The sequence below is a fragment of the Neobacillus citreus genome (assembly GCF_018343545.2).
Classification (GTDB): domain Bacteria; phylum Bacillota; class Bacilli; order Bacillales; family Cytobacillaceae; genus Neobacillus; species Neobacillus citreus.
This window is the reverse complement of sequence record NZ_JAGYPE020000004.1, coordinates 148,157-163,073: the sequence shown is the minus strand read 5'-3', so window position 1 is coordinate 163,073 and position 14,917 is coordinate 148,157. Positions and strand designations below refer to the sequence as shown.

Here is a 14,917-nt window from a genome sequence, read left to right as displayed (position 1 = left end):
GTGATTATATGGCTGGTGCTTCCATTCCCATTTGGCCCCATTCTTCTCTGGCAGGACCATATACACCAGGTACCTGAAGTCCGGCTTGACGCATTAGCACGGTCATCTGGCCGCGGTGATGGATGACGTGCTTGATGAGAAGATTTAGGGTAACTGCCTTTGGCATCGTCATCCCAAAAACATCTTTCATATCTTTTAAAGAGTCATCGGTCCACTGCTGCTGGACTGCTTCCACGGTGTCGGCACTTACCTTGCGAAATGCATCAGCGATAGTTTTGGCTGAAGTTGGGACTGTTCCTTCGTTTTCAACCTGGGCTACATTGATACCGAATTCCTTTAACATTCCCGGTGTACTGGCGACGACATGCCAGGCAATTCTCCCGAGCGAACGATCATCCGCTGACACCATTTGCTGAAGGGAACCGTCGGTCAACGCATCCATGATTTTTTGTGTAGACCCCGCCTCTTGGTTCCATTCCTGCACGAATTCTTGGATTGATGTATACATGATAATTCCTCCGTTTTGTTGGTCATGATTTACTACCTATATCATTATGACCAAAATGTGGAGGTTCATGTATGTATTTCTTTTTCAAAAAAAGATTAACGAAGCTTGTCTATTAGAATATAATTTTAAAAGTGGTTTCATTTTTTACTAAAAGGGGAAATATAAATTGCGGATTCTTGGTGCGATTACGGCATTCTTTGTTACAGATTTTTTCTTTCATTTAATTGATGCCTTAGCGATGGGTTTGAAGGCTGAAACGCAAGCGCAGCGGATTGGCGCCGTCTTTTTAGGGTTGCTTGTACTTTTGATCTTGATGGCTGTCTTTTACCGCTTCTTTTCACGTTCATTCTTTAATGGGTTTACCGTCGCCGCTGGTTTGTTCTTGAGCTTTGATATTGTTGTCTTTCATTGGATTTTCCAGCTTCATCGAATTACCAATGGGCCGGAAGCCAATTGGCTGGAGCCGTTGTTTGTTGTCTTTGGGTCCTTTTTTGTGTGGTTTGGAATCAAAAAAGAACGGTCTGCTGGAGTCAGCAGCCATAATGGTATGCCATTTACATGAAAAACCGCCTGGATTTGTCGTCCAGGCGGTTTTTGTTAACGCTTCGGATATAAAATTTCATCTATTATCCCATATTCTTTGGCTTCTTCGGCGCTCATGAAGAAGTCACGATCAGTGTCTTTTGCCACTTTATCAATCGGCTGCCCAGTACGTTCAGCGATGATTTGATTAATGTGCTCGCGGAGTTTTAAAATACGTCTGGCAGATATTTCGATTTCCGTTGCCTGCCCTCTAGCCCCTCCTAACGGCTGGTGGATCATGATTTCGCTGTTTGGCAGGGCAAACCGTTTTCCTTTTGTTCCAGCCAGGAGCAGCATGGCTCCAAACGATGCCGCCATTCCGGTACAGATGGTGCGGACATCCGCCTGAATATATTGCATTGTATCAAAGATGGCGAATCCAGCTGATGTCGATCCTCCCGGAGAGTTAATATAAAGGGAAATTTCTTTCTCGGGGTTATCCGCCGCTAAAAATAAAAGCTGCGCTACCACGCTGTTGGCCACATGGTCATTGATTTCATCGCCAATAATGATAATTCTATCCTTTAACAAGCGCGAGTATATATCATAGGATCGTTCGCCGCGATTCGTGTTTTCAATCACATATGGAATTGTATTCATCATAACCGTCTCCTTTTAAGCTATTTGGCTAAGCAGCCATACAGAGAGTGCTTGAAGGAGAGAAGGTTTGAATAAACTTTGCTTTTGGAATTTCGCTGATAAATGAAGATAGCCTTTCAATAAGAAGCGTTGGATCTTCGCTCTTTAATGCTTCATAAAAGAGTTCTGCAAATTGCTCGCGTTCATCGATATTCCAATATGTTTCTGCAGTCGGGGTCTGGTCTTCATCCTTTAATTTTCCAAGACGATTTTTCGCTCGGTGCAAATTGGCCTTTACCGCCATTTCTGATGTGTTTAGGATTTCGGCAATTTCCTTTATTTGATATTGAAAGGCCTCTTTTAATAAAAAGATAATCGACTGCTTTGGGGTGAAATGATTGATGAGCATCTCAACCGTATTGAATAGTTGATCCCGAGTAACGTTGAGGCATGCACCGGTAAATTCAGTATCCTCTTGAATGCTTTCCTTTTTTCTTTTTCGAATGACGTCCACCCAGTGGTTATAAGCAATTTTATTTAAAAGGGCGGGTGTTACCCTTTGCGGATGATTTTCATACTTTAATGCTTTTAGATAGGTTTCATGTGCAATATCGTCGCCATCCCAAGCGTTTTGAGTAAGAAAGTGACAATACTGCTTTAGTTTTGGATACTGCTCCTGCCAGTATGAATCCACTTGTTCATCGACTTTCGGGTTAAGCTTGTGTAACATGGTTTTCACTCCTTTTGCACTCTCTACACTCTAAACGTTTATTGGGAGACGAAAAGATACGGGGTCGGAAAATTTATTTATAAATTTAATTTATCATATTCAATAATGAATGGAATAACACGAAGTACACAAAAAAACGCCATTTCTGGCGTTCTTCATGATAACTGGTTACTTTCATTGATCATATCTTTAACATCTTGAGAAATTTTATCGAAGGTTTGATTCACTCTATTCATTATAGCTTCATCAGTTTCTTTTGTTTGATTTTCGGAAATTTGGTTATTTTCTTTTTCCATAAAATTCACCTCCATTTTTAGAGTGCTTCATTATGGGAAATTTATTACACACCAAGCCCAAGATAGGCTAAGGTTAACATAATATTATTATAAATTAAGCAAGCGCTATTAACATAAATAGTGCTTGCAAAATCAGTTGTCTTACTATTTTAAAAATCCCGCTTCCATATTATTTAGCAGTGTAAATAATACAGTCCTAGCGCCATCTATTGATTCCTCCTGCTTGAGCCAAGCTGCTGGCTCTTGGATATAGCGGTTGGGTGTAATTTGGTCTCCAAAGGTACCCTGAAGGAATTCAATAATCTCCTCTGAAAATTCAGGATGAAACTGCAGCCCAACTACCCTTTCACCAAAAGCAAAGGCCTGGTTCTTGCACCCTTCACTTTGTGCGAGGTTCTTAACCCCCTTTGGCAGGTCAAAGGTATCCCCGTGGTACTGGAACGCATGAAATGTAGAAGGCACACCATTAAAATGGGGTATTTCCCCGGCTTCAGGAGTTACCTCAATCAGATGCCAGCCGATTTCCTGATGGGTATGGGGATATACGTTACCGCCCAAAACATCGGCCAAAAGCTGCGCCCCTAAACAAATCCCCAGCACCCATTTATCCTGATCGATCGCTTCTTTAATATAATTCTTTTCGTCCACAAGCCATGGATAAAGCTCTTCCTCGTATGCTCCCATTCTCCCGCCTAAAATCACCAGCATGTCAAAATCGTTCATCGAGGGAAAAGCTTCATTTTCATAGACGGTCGTGCATGATATAGAATGATTTCTTTCCAAAGCCCAATCTTCAATTAAACCTAATGTGGCTAATGGGTCATTTTGTAGATAATGTATTCTCAATTTTCTTCTCCCTTGCTTTGTTTAAGAGGTTTCTTAAAATCTGGCAGAAAAAAGATTTCGTTCCCAATCGCTTACGTAGCGGGAATATTTGTCCCATTCTGTTCTCTTAATCTTGATAAATTCTTCCCAAATTGATCTGCCGATGGTTTGGGCCAACACGGAATCCTGTGCCAAATAATCAACCGCTTCCTTTAAGCTTCTTGGCACCCAGCTAATATTTCTTTCCTTCAATTGGAACTCGGATGCAGCACTTACATCGAAATCAACTGGTTCGCCTGGATCAAGCTGGTTTTGAATACCCCTTAAACCTGACGCTACCAAACAAGCCGCTAAAAGATACGGGTTGCACGTTCCATCCGCACCACGGTATTCGAAACGTCTGGCTCTTCTTTTCTCTGGTATACGTACCAATACAGAACGATTTCCTGAGCCGTAACAAATATGGGCCGGTGCCCAGGAACCAGGCTGCATTCTTTTATAGGAATTAACGCTTGGTGCCCCAATTGCTATTAAAGAAGAACCATGCTTCAAAAGTCCGCCGATAAACTGATAAGCTTTTTCGGACATATCAAGTCCGCGTTGGTCTGTCGGATCTTCAAAAAGGTTTTCACCCGCTTCATCGTAAAGGCTGATATGGACATGTAGTCCGCTTCCGGCTAAGTGTTGAAAGGGCTTAGGCATTAAGGTCCCGACCATCCCTTTATCGCGGGCAATCTGCTTGAATAAATGCATGAAAGTGACTTGGTCATCTGCCGCTTTTAAAGCATTGGTATATTTTAAATTGATTTCAAGCTGGCCCGGGCCATATTCACTGGAGATTTGCTCAGTTTTAACTCCCATGCCTTCAAGGGAATAAACAAAGTCTTGGATGAAATCCTCTTGCAAATCGGCGCCTTCGGACGAGAAACAATGGCTGTTATCGGCAGGAACAAGCTGTCCAGCTTGGTCCTTTAAAAGGTAAGCCTCCTGCTCGAAAGCCATGTACATTTTTCCGCCCAGGAGCGTTTCTACCTCATTTAATAACCGTTTCAACGCACCTCTTGGACAACCGTGCCATGGTTCCCCATTAATATCAACCAAGTCACACAGCATGCGGGCAGTATTCTTTCGGTAAGGAAGGATAGCAAAAGTGCTCGGATCCGGTACAGCGAAGAAATCTCCATCATTCGGACCATAGGCAGGATTCGGAATATACTCATCAAATGTATCAAAGCTCATAATGGCTGTACTAAAATTGACTCCCTTTTCCATTGCATCCTCAAGCTGTGCCGGACGGATCGTTCTTCCGCGCGTTACGCCGGCATAATCAAGAAATTCCACACGGATAAATTCAATCTTTTCTTTCGCGACAATCTCTAGTACCTGTTCTTTTGTTATCATATTTATTCGACTCCTTTATGCAATCTGCTCATAATGACATGGGTGAATAGCTCGACCCCAACGGGAATGATCGATTCATGAAACTCAAATTGCGGATGGTGTAAATCAAAGGCAGGTTTCCCCTCCTGAGCGACTCCTAGCCTAAAATATGTACTTGGAACCTTTTCCGCAAAAGCCCCAAAATCATCCGCACCCATCGATGGCTCCTTCAATTGGAACACCTTTTCCGGTCCGAGAAGCTCTTTTGCCCCTTCCTCCAATGCTTTCGTCACCCAATCACTATTGATAACCGGAGGATGGCTCTCTTTATAGTTGACGATGGCCTTACCGCCAAAGGCTTGGGCAATATTCTGGCACAATTCTGTTACTTGTGCCGCTAGTCTTTTTCGAGTCTCTCTGTTAACTCCCCTTGTTGTCCCTTCCATTACTACCTTGTCTGCGACAACATTGCTGGCAGTTCCTCCACTAATTTTTCCAACATGGACCACAACAGGCTCCACCGGATTGCTTGCCTTTGTGACTAACGTTGGCAATGCTTGAAGAATCTGCGAGCTTATCGTAATCGCATCAATCGCTTGATGCGGCCGTGCACTATGGCCGCCTTTTCCTTCTACGATAATTTCAAAATCGTCGCAGGAAGCAGTAATTGCCCCATACTTTACACCGACCGTCCCATGTGGGAGGTGGGGCCACAAATGAAGAGCCAGCATGGCATCAACAGACGGATTTTCTAAGACTCCTAGATTAATAAGCTGCTCGGCCGCCCCATCTGCTTCCTCTCCTGGCTGAAAAATGCAGCGGACTCTCCCAGACAATTGGCTTTTTAAATGATATAACTGATAAACCGTTCCAAGGAGAATCGTTGTATGGCCGTCATGGCCGCAAGCGTGCATAATCCCTGGGTTCTTCGATGAAAAATCGAGACCGGTTTGTTCGTGGATGGGAAGGGCGTCAATATCCGCCCTAATTCCGATATGTGCCCCTTCGCCGTGTTCCCCAATAATATCTACGAAAATACCAGTTTCACCAATCTTTTGATAAGGGATTCCCCACTCCTTCAGGCAGGAAGCAATAAAGCGGGAGGTCTCATACTCCTGAAAGGAAAGTTCGGGATGTTGATGGAGATGACGGCGTATTTCATATAGTTTTGTTTCAAGGTCTTTTTGTACTTCTAATTCCTTTTTGGTAAGCACTGTTGAATGCCCCCTTACATTGTTGTATCTTTACTTGAAGTGTTTGATAGATTTTTAGATTTATTAAATAACTTAAATAGCACATACAGAACTACCATGCCAATTGCGCCGCGAACCAAGGTCATTGGCGAGCCGACAAAGGTTCCGTAAAAGACGATTCCAATTCCCACGAAGCCAAGAACCGGGAATAACGGATATAGAGGTTGTCTCCAAGGAAGCTGTTGCACCTCTTGCAGAGCTTTCTTTCGATAAAGAATTCCAGCAATAAGTGCCAATGTCCAAGAAACCAACCAAGCTAGAACCAATTGAGTGGATAGTTCAACATATAGGAAATCGGGATTCAACACCCCTAAAACGACTAATCCTACAGACAACGCCCAAACCACGATAATTCCATAAACAGGTGTACCAGTCTTTGGATGAACATACGCAAAAAAGGAAGGTAAAAATCCACTTTTTGCCTGTGCATAAAAAATCCTTGATGATGCATAAAGTGTACCCATTAAAATACAAGTGGCTGCCGCAATCCATGCTGTCATATTCATGATGTAGGCACCGGCAACACCAAATACCATTCCAGCCGCTTCGGTAAACGGAGAACTATCCATAGTGATTTTGTCCCAAGGAATTAATCCCTGCAAGACAGCTTGTGCTGCTGTATACAAAATAAGGAAAGTCAAACTAGACCAAATTAACGCCTTTGGCAAATCCTTGGGATTTTTTACCTCTCCTCCTGCGGTTGCCAGCGTAACTGCCCCTAAATAAGCGTAGGTTCCAAGTGGAATCGCTGACCAGAACCCATCCATTCCGTGTGGTAAAAATGGTGAGAAGTTTTCAAAGTTCATATCTTTGATACCAATGATCGAGAAAAGAGCCATGACGAGCGTCATGATCACGACGAGAATCAACTGTGTTCTGGCTGCGATTTCTGTTCCAAGAATATTCAGTACAGCAAAAAGGGTAATAAAGAAAATGGCAAAAAACATTGGCCATAAGTCACCTTTTAGCTGCGGAAAAAACCACATGGTAATTTTCCCTAATGCGAGCCCAACACTTCCTCCGGCAATAACCCAGCCGAGTGCAAAGGTGAAACCTGACAAAAAGCCCCACCATTTTCCCATAAATCGCTCGACCCATGTAGACATGGCTCCTGCAGTAGGCATTCCGACAGCCAGCTCCCCTAGCGCAATCATCAAGAATAACTGCGACAGTCCTGCTACACCATAGGCTAGAATCGCTCCAGGCCCTGCGGTCGCAATCCCCTGCCCCATCAATAGGAAAATCCCATCGCCGATAACGGCACCTACACCAAGTGCCCAAATTGACCAGTAGCCAAGCTTTTTCTGTGATTCAAGCCCTAATTGATTATTGTTGCTCATCCAATCGCCCCCTTTAAATAATTCTGATAAACATTTTCGAAATTACGGAATAGGACCATTTCTCCAATGACTCTTGCTGTTTCGGCATCCATATAATCAGATTCTACCCAAGAGGTTAATACCTCCTCGAAGCATTCCTTAAATAAATGAACACCAAGCCAGTTCATTTCCGGTACCGTAAAGGCATCTGAACCGTACATCACCTTATCAAATGGCGCAAATTCAAATACTTGTGATAGAATTCGCTTGACCCCGTGGCCGCTAAATGGATTCTGCAAGGAAATATCCATATAAACATTAGGTAAAATACTGACAATGAATGCCGCTTCCTCTACCCAAGGGTAGCCCCCGTGAACAAGATGCACTTTTGTATCTTGATATTTTTCATCTCTTAGCATTTCTAATAGAAAACTAGGGCTTGCTTTTGGCAGCACCACTTCACCGTCTCCAACACCTGTGTGAATATGCATAACCTTATCCGATGAAGTGCATTCCTCCATGGCAACATGCAAGCAATAATCGCGGAAGCTTTTCGCCGTTGCCCTTGTGTTAGCACTAAATTCTGCATATTCTTCGGCGGCAAGCTGTTCATTCATAGGCGCAATTTCAAGACCACTGCGATAAGCAATAATCGACTTTAATCCCACTACTCCAGCTTTTTTCAACTCATTTGCTAAATCGGAACGATACTGCTCTTGAAATTCTGCAAAAGTTTGACATTCCTCGCTTAAACGGACCATTACTGGTTCAATTCGATAAATTTCCCAGATTCTCGCTCCACATAAATCTGCATATTCGGACTTTAAAAGCGGCGGCTGCGGATACCCAAAGTCTCCGACGATTCCGGTAATATTGGCATCCTGAAAAAGCTCCCGTGTATACTTTTTGAAATCTAGTGCCCTCGCATTTCGCTGTTCCACAACTGCTTCAAGCGTCGGCTCGCATGAAAAATATTTTGCTAAACGCTGAATCAAAATTTGCACCCACATATTACTTCCCGGATATGGCTGTTTAGCAACCCGCTGATAGTTTTCTGGAATTTGATTTGGAATGACAGCAAGCGACAGCTTTCTTACAAACTCATCCGCTGTAAATGGCTCCGAATTGGCTATGTATGGATGTGCATGTACATCAATCGCTTGACAGTCCTGTAATGATACTCTCATTTGATTCCCTCCTTTGTTGTATGTCAAAAGGCATGCAAATTTCGTGCCAACTATTAAAGTTCAGAAAATTACTCAAAAATCCTTATCATAACAAGGAGAAATTAAAATTCCTCTTTAATAAAGGCTGTAATTTCCGAGAAAAAATTTTTTCTATTGAAAAATATTTTTCGGTCATTCTTTTTCACTTTTACTAAAATTCAAAATATATGTGTTGAACCTGTTGTAATTATGATAATATTTTGAAAATAGGTCATTTACCTTTATTAAAGCGACAAAAAATTTTCGCTCATTATTTTTCATGTTAGACAGGTGATGAAATTGAATGTTGATCAGCATCCATTATTAGAAGAAGTATGGAATCATGCCTTTGATTGTATGATGGTTATCAATGAAGATGGAAAAATTATTTCCTTAAACCGCCCAGCGGCAAGGTTATTTCAAGGCAGTCCCTCCAATCTAATCGGATCTTCTGTATTTGAACTTATTCCCTCTGAAGAGTTTGAGAAGAGCTTTCAGAAAAAGGGAAAAACGGGTATCCAGATTTCTTTGGGGACCAAACAGTTTGTCGGAAATATTGGCTGCCATGAAAACATGGATAAAAGTGTTACCTACTATTTATTTTTAAAAGACATCACTCATAGCCAGCAGTTGCAGGAACAAATTAATGAAATGAATAAAGTCAGGCAATTATTTGACGTTATCCTAGACCAGATTGAGGAAGGGATTTGTGTTATTGATGAACACGGTAAGATTCTTTTTTACAATCGCAAATCTGGGGAAGTGGATTCTTTAGAACCGGAAGCAGTTAGAAATAAACGGGTTCATGACATCTGGAATGTGGATGAACACACAAGTACACTATTGACGACCGTTCGTACAGGAAGAACACTGAATCATCGAGAAACACATTTCACAACAAACGGGAAACCGGTTACGACTCTTGTACGTACCGTTCCGCTGCTACTTGGGGAACAAAGGGCCGCTGCAATGGAAATTTCAAAAGATATTACGGAACAAAAACAATTAGCTGATACCATTATGGAGCTTCAAAAACAAACAAAGAGCCCTTCTGCTCTTCCTTCAACCCTAACATTACAAAAGAATCATACCCGTTTTCAATTTGAAAACATTGTTTTCTCAAGCCGTGAAATGGCTCAAACCATCGAACAAGCGAGAAGGTCAGCGAGGTCTAAATCAAACATTCTAATTATTGGTGAAACCGGGACAGGTAAGGAATTGTTTGCTCAAAGCATCCATAATGAAAGCCCGCGGAATCACAATCCTTTCATTGCTCAAAACTGCGCAGCTCTGCCGGAATCCCTACTCGAAGGCCTCCTGTTTGGAACGACTGTAGGAAGTTTCACCGGTGCAGTGGATCGCGCCGGCTTATTTGAACAGGCACAGGGCGGAACCCTTTTACTGGATGAAATTAATTCGATGAGCCCGAACCTCCAAGCTAAGCTTCTTCGAGTCCTGCAGGAACGAAAAGTTCAGCGTTTGGGGTCAGCAAAAGTCATTGATATTGATGTTAGGGTGATTGCAACTATGAATGAAGAGCCTCTTGAGGCGATATCCCAAGGCAGGCTTCGTGAGGATTTATATTATCGTCTTGGGGTGGTCAATCTGGTGATTCCCCCTTTACGTAATCGAAAGGACGATATCCGGACATTGGCCCACCACTTTATTGCAAAACATGCCAAAGCATTGGATGTATCCGTTAACGGATTAGAAGCGGAAGTTTACCATTTCTTTTACCGTTATCACTGGCCAGGAAATGTCCGCCAGCTCGAGCATGTTATCGAAGGCTGCTTAAATCTTGTTTATGACGAAACCACGATCGGTTTTGACCATTTACCGCCGGTTATGAAAAATAAACTTCAGAATTACGAAAAACCATTAGCAACTGAATCATCCGTCCAATTATCAGGCTCCATGCCCGAGCAAATTGAAAAACTCGAACGCATCATGATTGAACAGGCGATGAACCATTCTGGAGGAAACATCACAAAAGCAGCAGAACAGCTTGGTATTTCAAGGCAGAATCTAAATTACAAGCTGAAAAAATATCTTATCTATTCATAAAAGGGGGAACAATTTTGAGCAAGACCTTTCTAAAAGCTGAAGAACAAGTGATTGCCAACAGTTTAAAAATCCGCTTTTACCCGATTGCTGTTCAATCAGCAAAAGGAACTCGTATCACCGGTCAAAACGGGACGGAATATCTCGATTTAACAGCGGGCTGGGCGGTTGCTGGAATTGGCTATGGACATCCTAGGGTCAGCAGCAAACTCAAGGAGCAATATGAGAGCTTATCGTTTACCTCCCAGCTCTCTGCACCAGAACCTACAATGGTCTCTCTTGCAGAAAAACTAATCAAAATCACCCCAGGTGATTTTCCTAAAAAAGTTTGGCTAGGTCATTCTGGTTCAGACGCCAATGATTGTATCGCCAAGCTCGTTCCGCTGGCAAAGAACCGGACGCGAATGATTTCTTTTATGGGTTCTTATCATGGACAGACCATGGGCTCCCTTTCCCTCTCAGGACATCCTGCCCAATCGCAATTTATCGGAAGCGGAAATGTGGTCAAAATCCCTTATCCCAATCCATACAGGCCACCTTTTGGTGAGACGGATCGATTAACAGACCAAGTGCTGCAATTTCTGGAACAAGAAGTGTTTAAAACAATCTGCCCACCAGAACATACAGCGGGAATCATTATTGAAGGAATTCAAAGTGATGGCGGATTAATTGTACCCCCTGAGAACTTTTTGCCGCGGCTTGAAATGTTGTGCAGGCGTTATGAGATTAGTCTAATATTTGATGAAGTGAAGGTTGGTTTAGGACGAACGGGAAAATGGTTTTCGTTTGATCACTACGATGTGGTTCCAGATGCCGTAGTCCTCGGCAAATCCCTGGGCGGCGGTCTGCCCATCAGTGCAGTAGTGGCAAAAAAAGAAATTCTTGATGTTGGTACGGGTATTCATATGTTTACAACAAGCGGGAACCCAGTTTGCAGTGTGGCCTCCCTGGAAACACTGCAAATTATCGAGGATGAAAGATTAATAGAAAATGCACGTGTTAACGGTGAATACTTCTTGAAGGAGCTAGAAAAGCTTCAAGAAAAGTACGAATGGATTGGCGATGTTCGTGGAAAAGGTCTTGCGATTGGAGTAGAGTTAGTGGAGGACAGATTCACGAAAACCCCTGCAGCTGAAAAAACAGCCGCTATTTGCTATCGATGCTTTGAACTTGGGCTGCTTGTCTTCTATGTCGGAATCAACAGCAATGTTATTGAAATCACTCCTCCGCTTACTATCTCCAAGGAGGAAATTGACCTGGCAATCTCCATTTTGGATCAATCCTTTTCCGATCTTCAGGAGCAAAAAATCAATATGGATTTAGTCAAACAATACGCCGGTTGGTAAAAAAATAGGTGTCAGGACTAAGTGCCTGACACCTTTCGTGGTTTCGTCGCTTTATGCCAACTCAAGCGCAACCTCCATCATGTTTGTAAAGGCGGTTTGTCTTTCTTCTGGGGTTGTTTGTTCACGGCGAAGGATATGGTCGCTTACTGTTAGGATTGTCAGGGCATTTACCCCTGCATAGGCAGCGTTCAGATAAAGTCCGGCCGTCTCCATCTCCACTGAGAGAATCCCCATCTTCTGCCACTTTTCCAGTGCGGTCGAGTCGGCATTATAGAAGATATCACTGGTCAGGATATTTCCAACATGCACTGGGAGTCCTTTTTGATCGGCCGCTTTCTTTGCTTTGTCCAATAATTCAAAAGATGCAATATTGGCAAATTCACCGGGTAAATTGTATTGATGCACATAACGAGAGTCGGTTGAGGCGCCCATCGCCAGTACAAGATCATACAAATTCATATGATCCTGAATGGCTCCGCAGGTTCCAATCCTAATTAAATTTTTTACCCCAAAAATATGTATCAGTTCCCAGGAATAGAGGCTCATGCTTGGCATTCCCATTCCCGTCCCCATGACGGAAATTTTCTTCCCTTTATACGTTCCGGTATATCCGAACATATTCCGAACGGAATTGAATTGCTGAGCATCTTCTAAATACGTCTCCATAATAAACTTTGCCCGTAATGGGTCCCCCGGTAAAAGGATGGTTTCTGCAATTTCCACACCATTCGGTTTGATATGAGGTGTTTCTTTCATCTCGTTCATGATGTTTTCTCCTTTGTGCTAAAGCTAATTTTTATTAAGTTCTCGCTTTTAGCCTTTTTTGATTCAGCATTATTAAAAGATACCATTAATAGAAATAATTCTCTATTTTTACATTAATCAATTAGCACAAAGTTAATAACCTTCAATTAAGGATGTGATAATCCCTACAGTTACAATAGCCAAACATGAATAAAGAAAGTGATGAACATCCAGTACCGTGAATCCTGCCAAAACAATCAGTCCATCTATGCAAATAATGGTTAGTGCCAGATTGATCGAAAAGCGTCTCGATATAAGTTTGGCAAGTAAATCCGTACCCCCTGTGCTGGTTTTATGACGGAGCATAAGCCCCACGCCGATTCCAATGATGATTCCTCCGACCAGCGCACCAGTCAAACTTGAAACGGAAAATTCGTCTCGAAGCGGTGCAAGCAAATCAATAAATAATGATGAGACAAGCAGCCCTTGAATGCTGCTTAAAAAATATGCCTTTTCTTTTAGCAATGCCAATATACATATTGGGAGACTTAATACAATCATTGATAACCCAGTTTGGAATTTAAAAAAATAATAAATAATGAGAGCGATTCCCAAAATCCCGCCATCGATTAAATGGTTAGGAATAAAGAACCCGTTAACCCCGATACCAAGCAGCAGACTTCCAACCATCGTAGCAAAAAATTTCTCAAAAATAGTAATCACCTTGTCCAACCTTTTTAATTTTATGATATGAAGGCATCAAAAAATTAAGAATAAGCGAATTTGCAACATTTTCTGTTAAAATAGTAACTAAACCCATAGAGACACTTATAGATAACAGTAGGATTGGCGAGAATGAAATTAGTAATGGAGGTGGAAAAATTTGACTCGAATATTAGCTATTATTTCATTATTATTTTTATTTAATTATTCAGCCCCGCTAATTGAACAAAAATTAGACCACACCGATAAGGTGCAAGCAATTGATAAGATCCACTCAGAGGTAAATATTCCGGAAATCATGTCAGCGATTGGTCAAATATTTGCCCAAGTTGAACAGCTGCTGAAACAGTTAAACTTAAACTTGGAAGAACTTCCAAAGACACCAAAAAAAGAAGAACCGATTGAAAAAATTGAGCTGCAAACACCTGACAAACAACTCTTTTCTATATCAAATATTGAATTAGGCCAGACAAAGGAACAAATTGAAATGAATGTAGGAGCAGCCAAACGATCTTCCCTTAATGAGTATGGGAGCGATTGGTACGCCTACCACACTAATTACCATAATTTTTTAATGGTGATGTACGATGGAAACAATAAAGCTTCAGGAGTATATACGGACCAGGATTTAATCTCTTCTGCAAATGGGATTAAGCGCGGAAGCTCAAAGGACGAGGTTCATACAATCCTGGGTAATCCTCTAAAGCAAATTCAAAAAGGACGGTATGTCTATCAGTTTGAGGAAGACAGGGATTATGATGTATATTTGCAGGATAATGCGTATGTGACTATTTTTTATGATAAACACGAGGGCAATACGGTAACTGCGATGCAGATAATCAGAAAAGACATTGAGGATGAGAAAACTGATTTCTACACGAAAGCAAGTCCTGAACTAAAAGAGGGCTTTGAGTACCAGATGTTTGATTTAACCAATGCTGCTCGAGTGAATCATCAGCTTCCTGTCCTGACATGGGATGAGCACGTGAGAGAAACAGCACGAAAGCACAGCTCGGATATGGCTGTTAATAACTATTTTGACCATACCAATCTTAAAGGACAATCCCCGTTTGATCGAATGAAAGAAGACGATATTATTTTTCGTTTGGCCGGAGAGAATCTTGCCTACGGACAGTTTAGCAGTATTTTTGCGCATGAAGGGCTAATGAACTCGCTCGGCCATCGGGAAAATATTTTGCGTGAAGGATATCGATATCTTGGTGTAGGCGTCGCATTTAATAACGAGTCACACCCATACTATACAGAAAACTTTTATGCGAAATAACCGGTTTACCCATCCTAGTCATTACATTATGGGTAGCGGTAGGCGAAATTAAAAAACGAATACAAAGGGTTCTCGGGCTGT

Annotated in this window: 15 protein-coding genes; 4 read left to right on the top strand and 11 right to left on the bottom strand. The window is 42.1% G+C overall.

Features of this window, described 5'->3' with window-relative positions; all coding sequences use genetic code 11:
- Positions 1-4: 4 nt before the first annotated feature.
- Positions 5-508 (bottom strand): DinB family protein, encoded by a 504-nt coding sequence (locus tag KHB02_RS04360; RefSeq protein ID WP_213139961.1) that lies wholly within the window; start codon positions 506-508, stop codon positions 5-7.
- A gap of 166 nt (positions 509-674) precedes the next feature.
- Between KHB02_RS04360 and KHB02_RS04355 the strand changes: the two genes are divergently transcribed.
- On the top strand, positions 675-1,070 hold the full coding sequence (locus tag KHB02_RS04355) for a DUF2243 domain-containing protein (RefSeq protein ID WP_213139960.1): 396 nt from the start codon (positions 675-677) through the stop codon (positions 1,068-1,070).
- A 35-nt stretch (positions 1,071-1,105) separates the two neighbouring features.
- On the opposite strand, the gene clpP is transcribed toward KHB02_RS04355, so the two are convergent.
- The 8 genes from clpP to KHB02_RS04315 form a co-directional block, all read right to left on the bottom strand.
- A complete protein-coding gene (gene clpP, locus KHB02_RS04350) occupies positions 1,106-1,690 on the bottom strand; it encodes an ATP-dependent Clp endopeptidase proteolytic subunit ClpP (protein ID WP_213141231.1) in 585 nt (194 codons plus the stop codon).
- A gap of 28 nt (positions 1,691-1,718) precedes the next feature.
- The gene (locus KHB02_RS04345) at positions 1,719-2,399 is read right to left on the bottom strand and encodes a sigma factor-like helix-turn-helix DNA-binding protein (RefSeq protein ID WP_213139959.1); all 681 of its coding nucleotides are present in this window, start codon (positions 2,397-2,399) and stop codon (positions 1,719-1,721) included.
- A gap of 155 nt (positions 2,400-2,554) precedes the next feature.
- A complete protein-coding gene (locus KHB02_RS04340) occupies positions 2,555-2,695 on the bottom strand; it encodes a hypothetical protein (protein WP_213139958.1) in 141 nt (46 codons plus the stop codon).
- A gap of 144 nt (positions 2,696-2,839) precedes the next feature.
- Positions 2,840-3,541, bottom strand: coding sequence for a type 1 glutamine amidotransferase (locus tag KHB02_RS04335; RefSeq protein ID WP_213139957.1), 702 nt, complete (start codon positions 3,539-3,541; stop codon positions 2,840-2,842).
- 33 nt (positions 3,542-3,574) lie between these two features.
- The gene (locus KHB02_RS04330; RefSeq protein ID WP_213139956.1) at positions 3,575-4,921 is read right to left on the bottom strand and encodes a glutamine synthetase family protein; all 1,347 of its coding nucleotides are present in this window, start codon (positions 4,919-4,921) and stop codon (positions 3,575-3,577) included.
- Positions 4,922-4,923: 2 nt separating this feature from the next.
- On the bottom strand, positions 4,924-6,114 hold the full coding sequence (locus tag KHB02_RS04325; RefSeq protein WP_213139955.1) for a M20 metallopeptidase family protein: 1,191 nt from the start codon (positions 6,112-6,114) through the stop codon (positions 4,924-4,926).
- Positions 6,115-6,128: 14 nt separating this feature from the next.
- Positions 6,129-7,493, bottom strand: coding sequence for an APC family permease (locus KHB02_RS04320; protein ID WP_213139954.1), 1,365 nt, complete (start codon positions 7,491-7,493; stop codon positions 6,129-6,131).
- Positions 7,490-8,659, bottom strand: coding sequence for an amidohydrolase family protein (locus KHB02_RS04315; RefSeq protein ID WP_213139953.1), 1,170 nt, complete (start codon positions 8,657-8,659; stop codon positions 7,490-7,492). The genes KHB02_RS04320 and KHB02_RS04315 overlap by 4 nt, the downstream gene beginning before the upstream one ends.
- Before the next feature lie 318 nt (positions 8,660-8,977).
- Between KHB02_RS04315 and KHB02_RS04310 the strand changes: the two genes are divergently transcribed.
- Together KHB02_RS04310 and KHB02_RS04305 are read left to right on the top strand one after the other, a co-directional pair.
- Complete coding sequence (locus KHB02_RS04310) at positions 8,978-10,741, top strand: sigma 54-interacting transcriptional regulator (RefSeq protein ID WP_241113709.1); 1,764 nt, start codon at positions 8,978-8,980, stop codon at positions 10,739-10,741.
- Between the two features lie 14 nt (positions 10,742-10,755).
- Positions 10,756-12,084 (top strand): aspartate aminotransferase family protein, encoded by a 1,329-nt coding sequence (locus tag KHB02_RS04305; RefSeq protein ID WP_213139951.1) that lies wholly within the window; start codon positions 10,756-10,758, stop codon positions 12,082-12,084.
- Between the two features lie 51 nt (positions 12,085-12,135).
- Here the strand turns inward: KHB02_RS04305 and deoD are convergent, their stop codons facing one another.
- Positions 12,136-12,849 carry a purine-nucleoside phosphorylase gene (gene deoD / locus KHB02_RS04300; protein WP_213139950.1) on the bottom strand — a complete coding sequence of 238 codons (714 nt, stop codon included), beginning with the start codon at positions 12,847-12,849 and terminating at the stop codon, positions 12,136-12,138.
- Between the two features lie 132 nt (positions 12,850-12,981).
- The gene (locus tag KHB02_RS04295) at positions 12,982-13,551 is read right to left on the bottom strand and encodes a YitT family protein (RefSeq protein WP_338088260.1); all 570 of its coding nucleotides are present in this window, start codon (positions 13,549-13,551) and stop codon (positions 12,982-12,984) included.
- A 160-nt stretch (positions 13,552-13,711) separates the two neighbouring features.
- Between KHB02_RS04295 and KHB02_RS04290 the strand changes: the two genes are divergently transcribed.
- Positions 13,712-14,836, top strand: coding sequence for a CAP domain-containing protein (locus KHB02_RS04290; protein WP_241113708.1), 1,125 nt, complete (start codon positions 13,712-13,714; stop codon positions 14,834-14,836).
- The last annotated feature ends 81 nt before the right edge of the window (positions 14,837-14,917 follow it).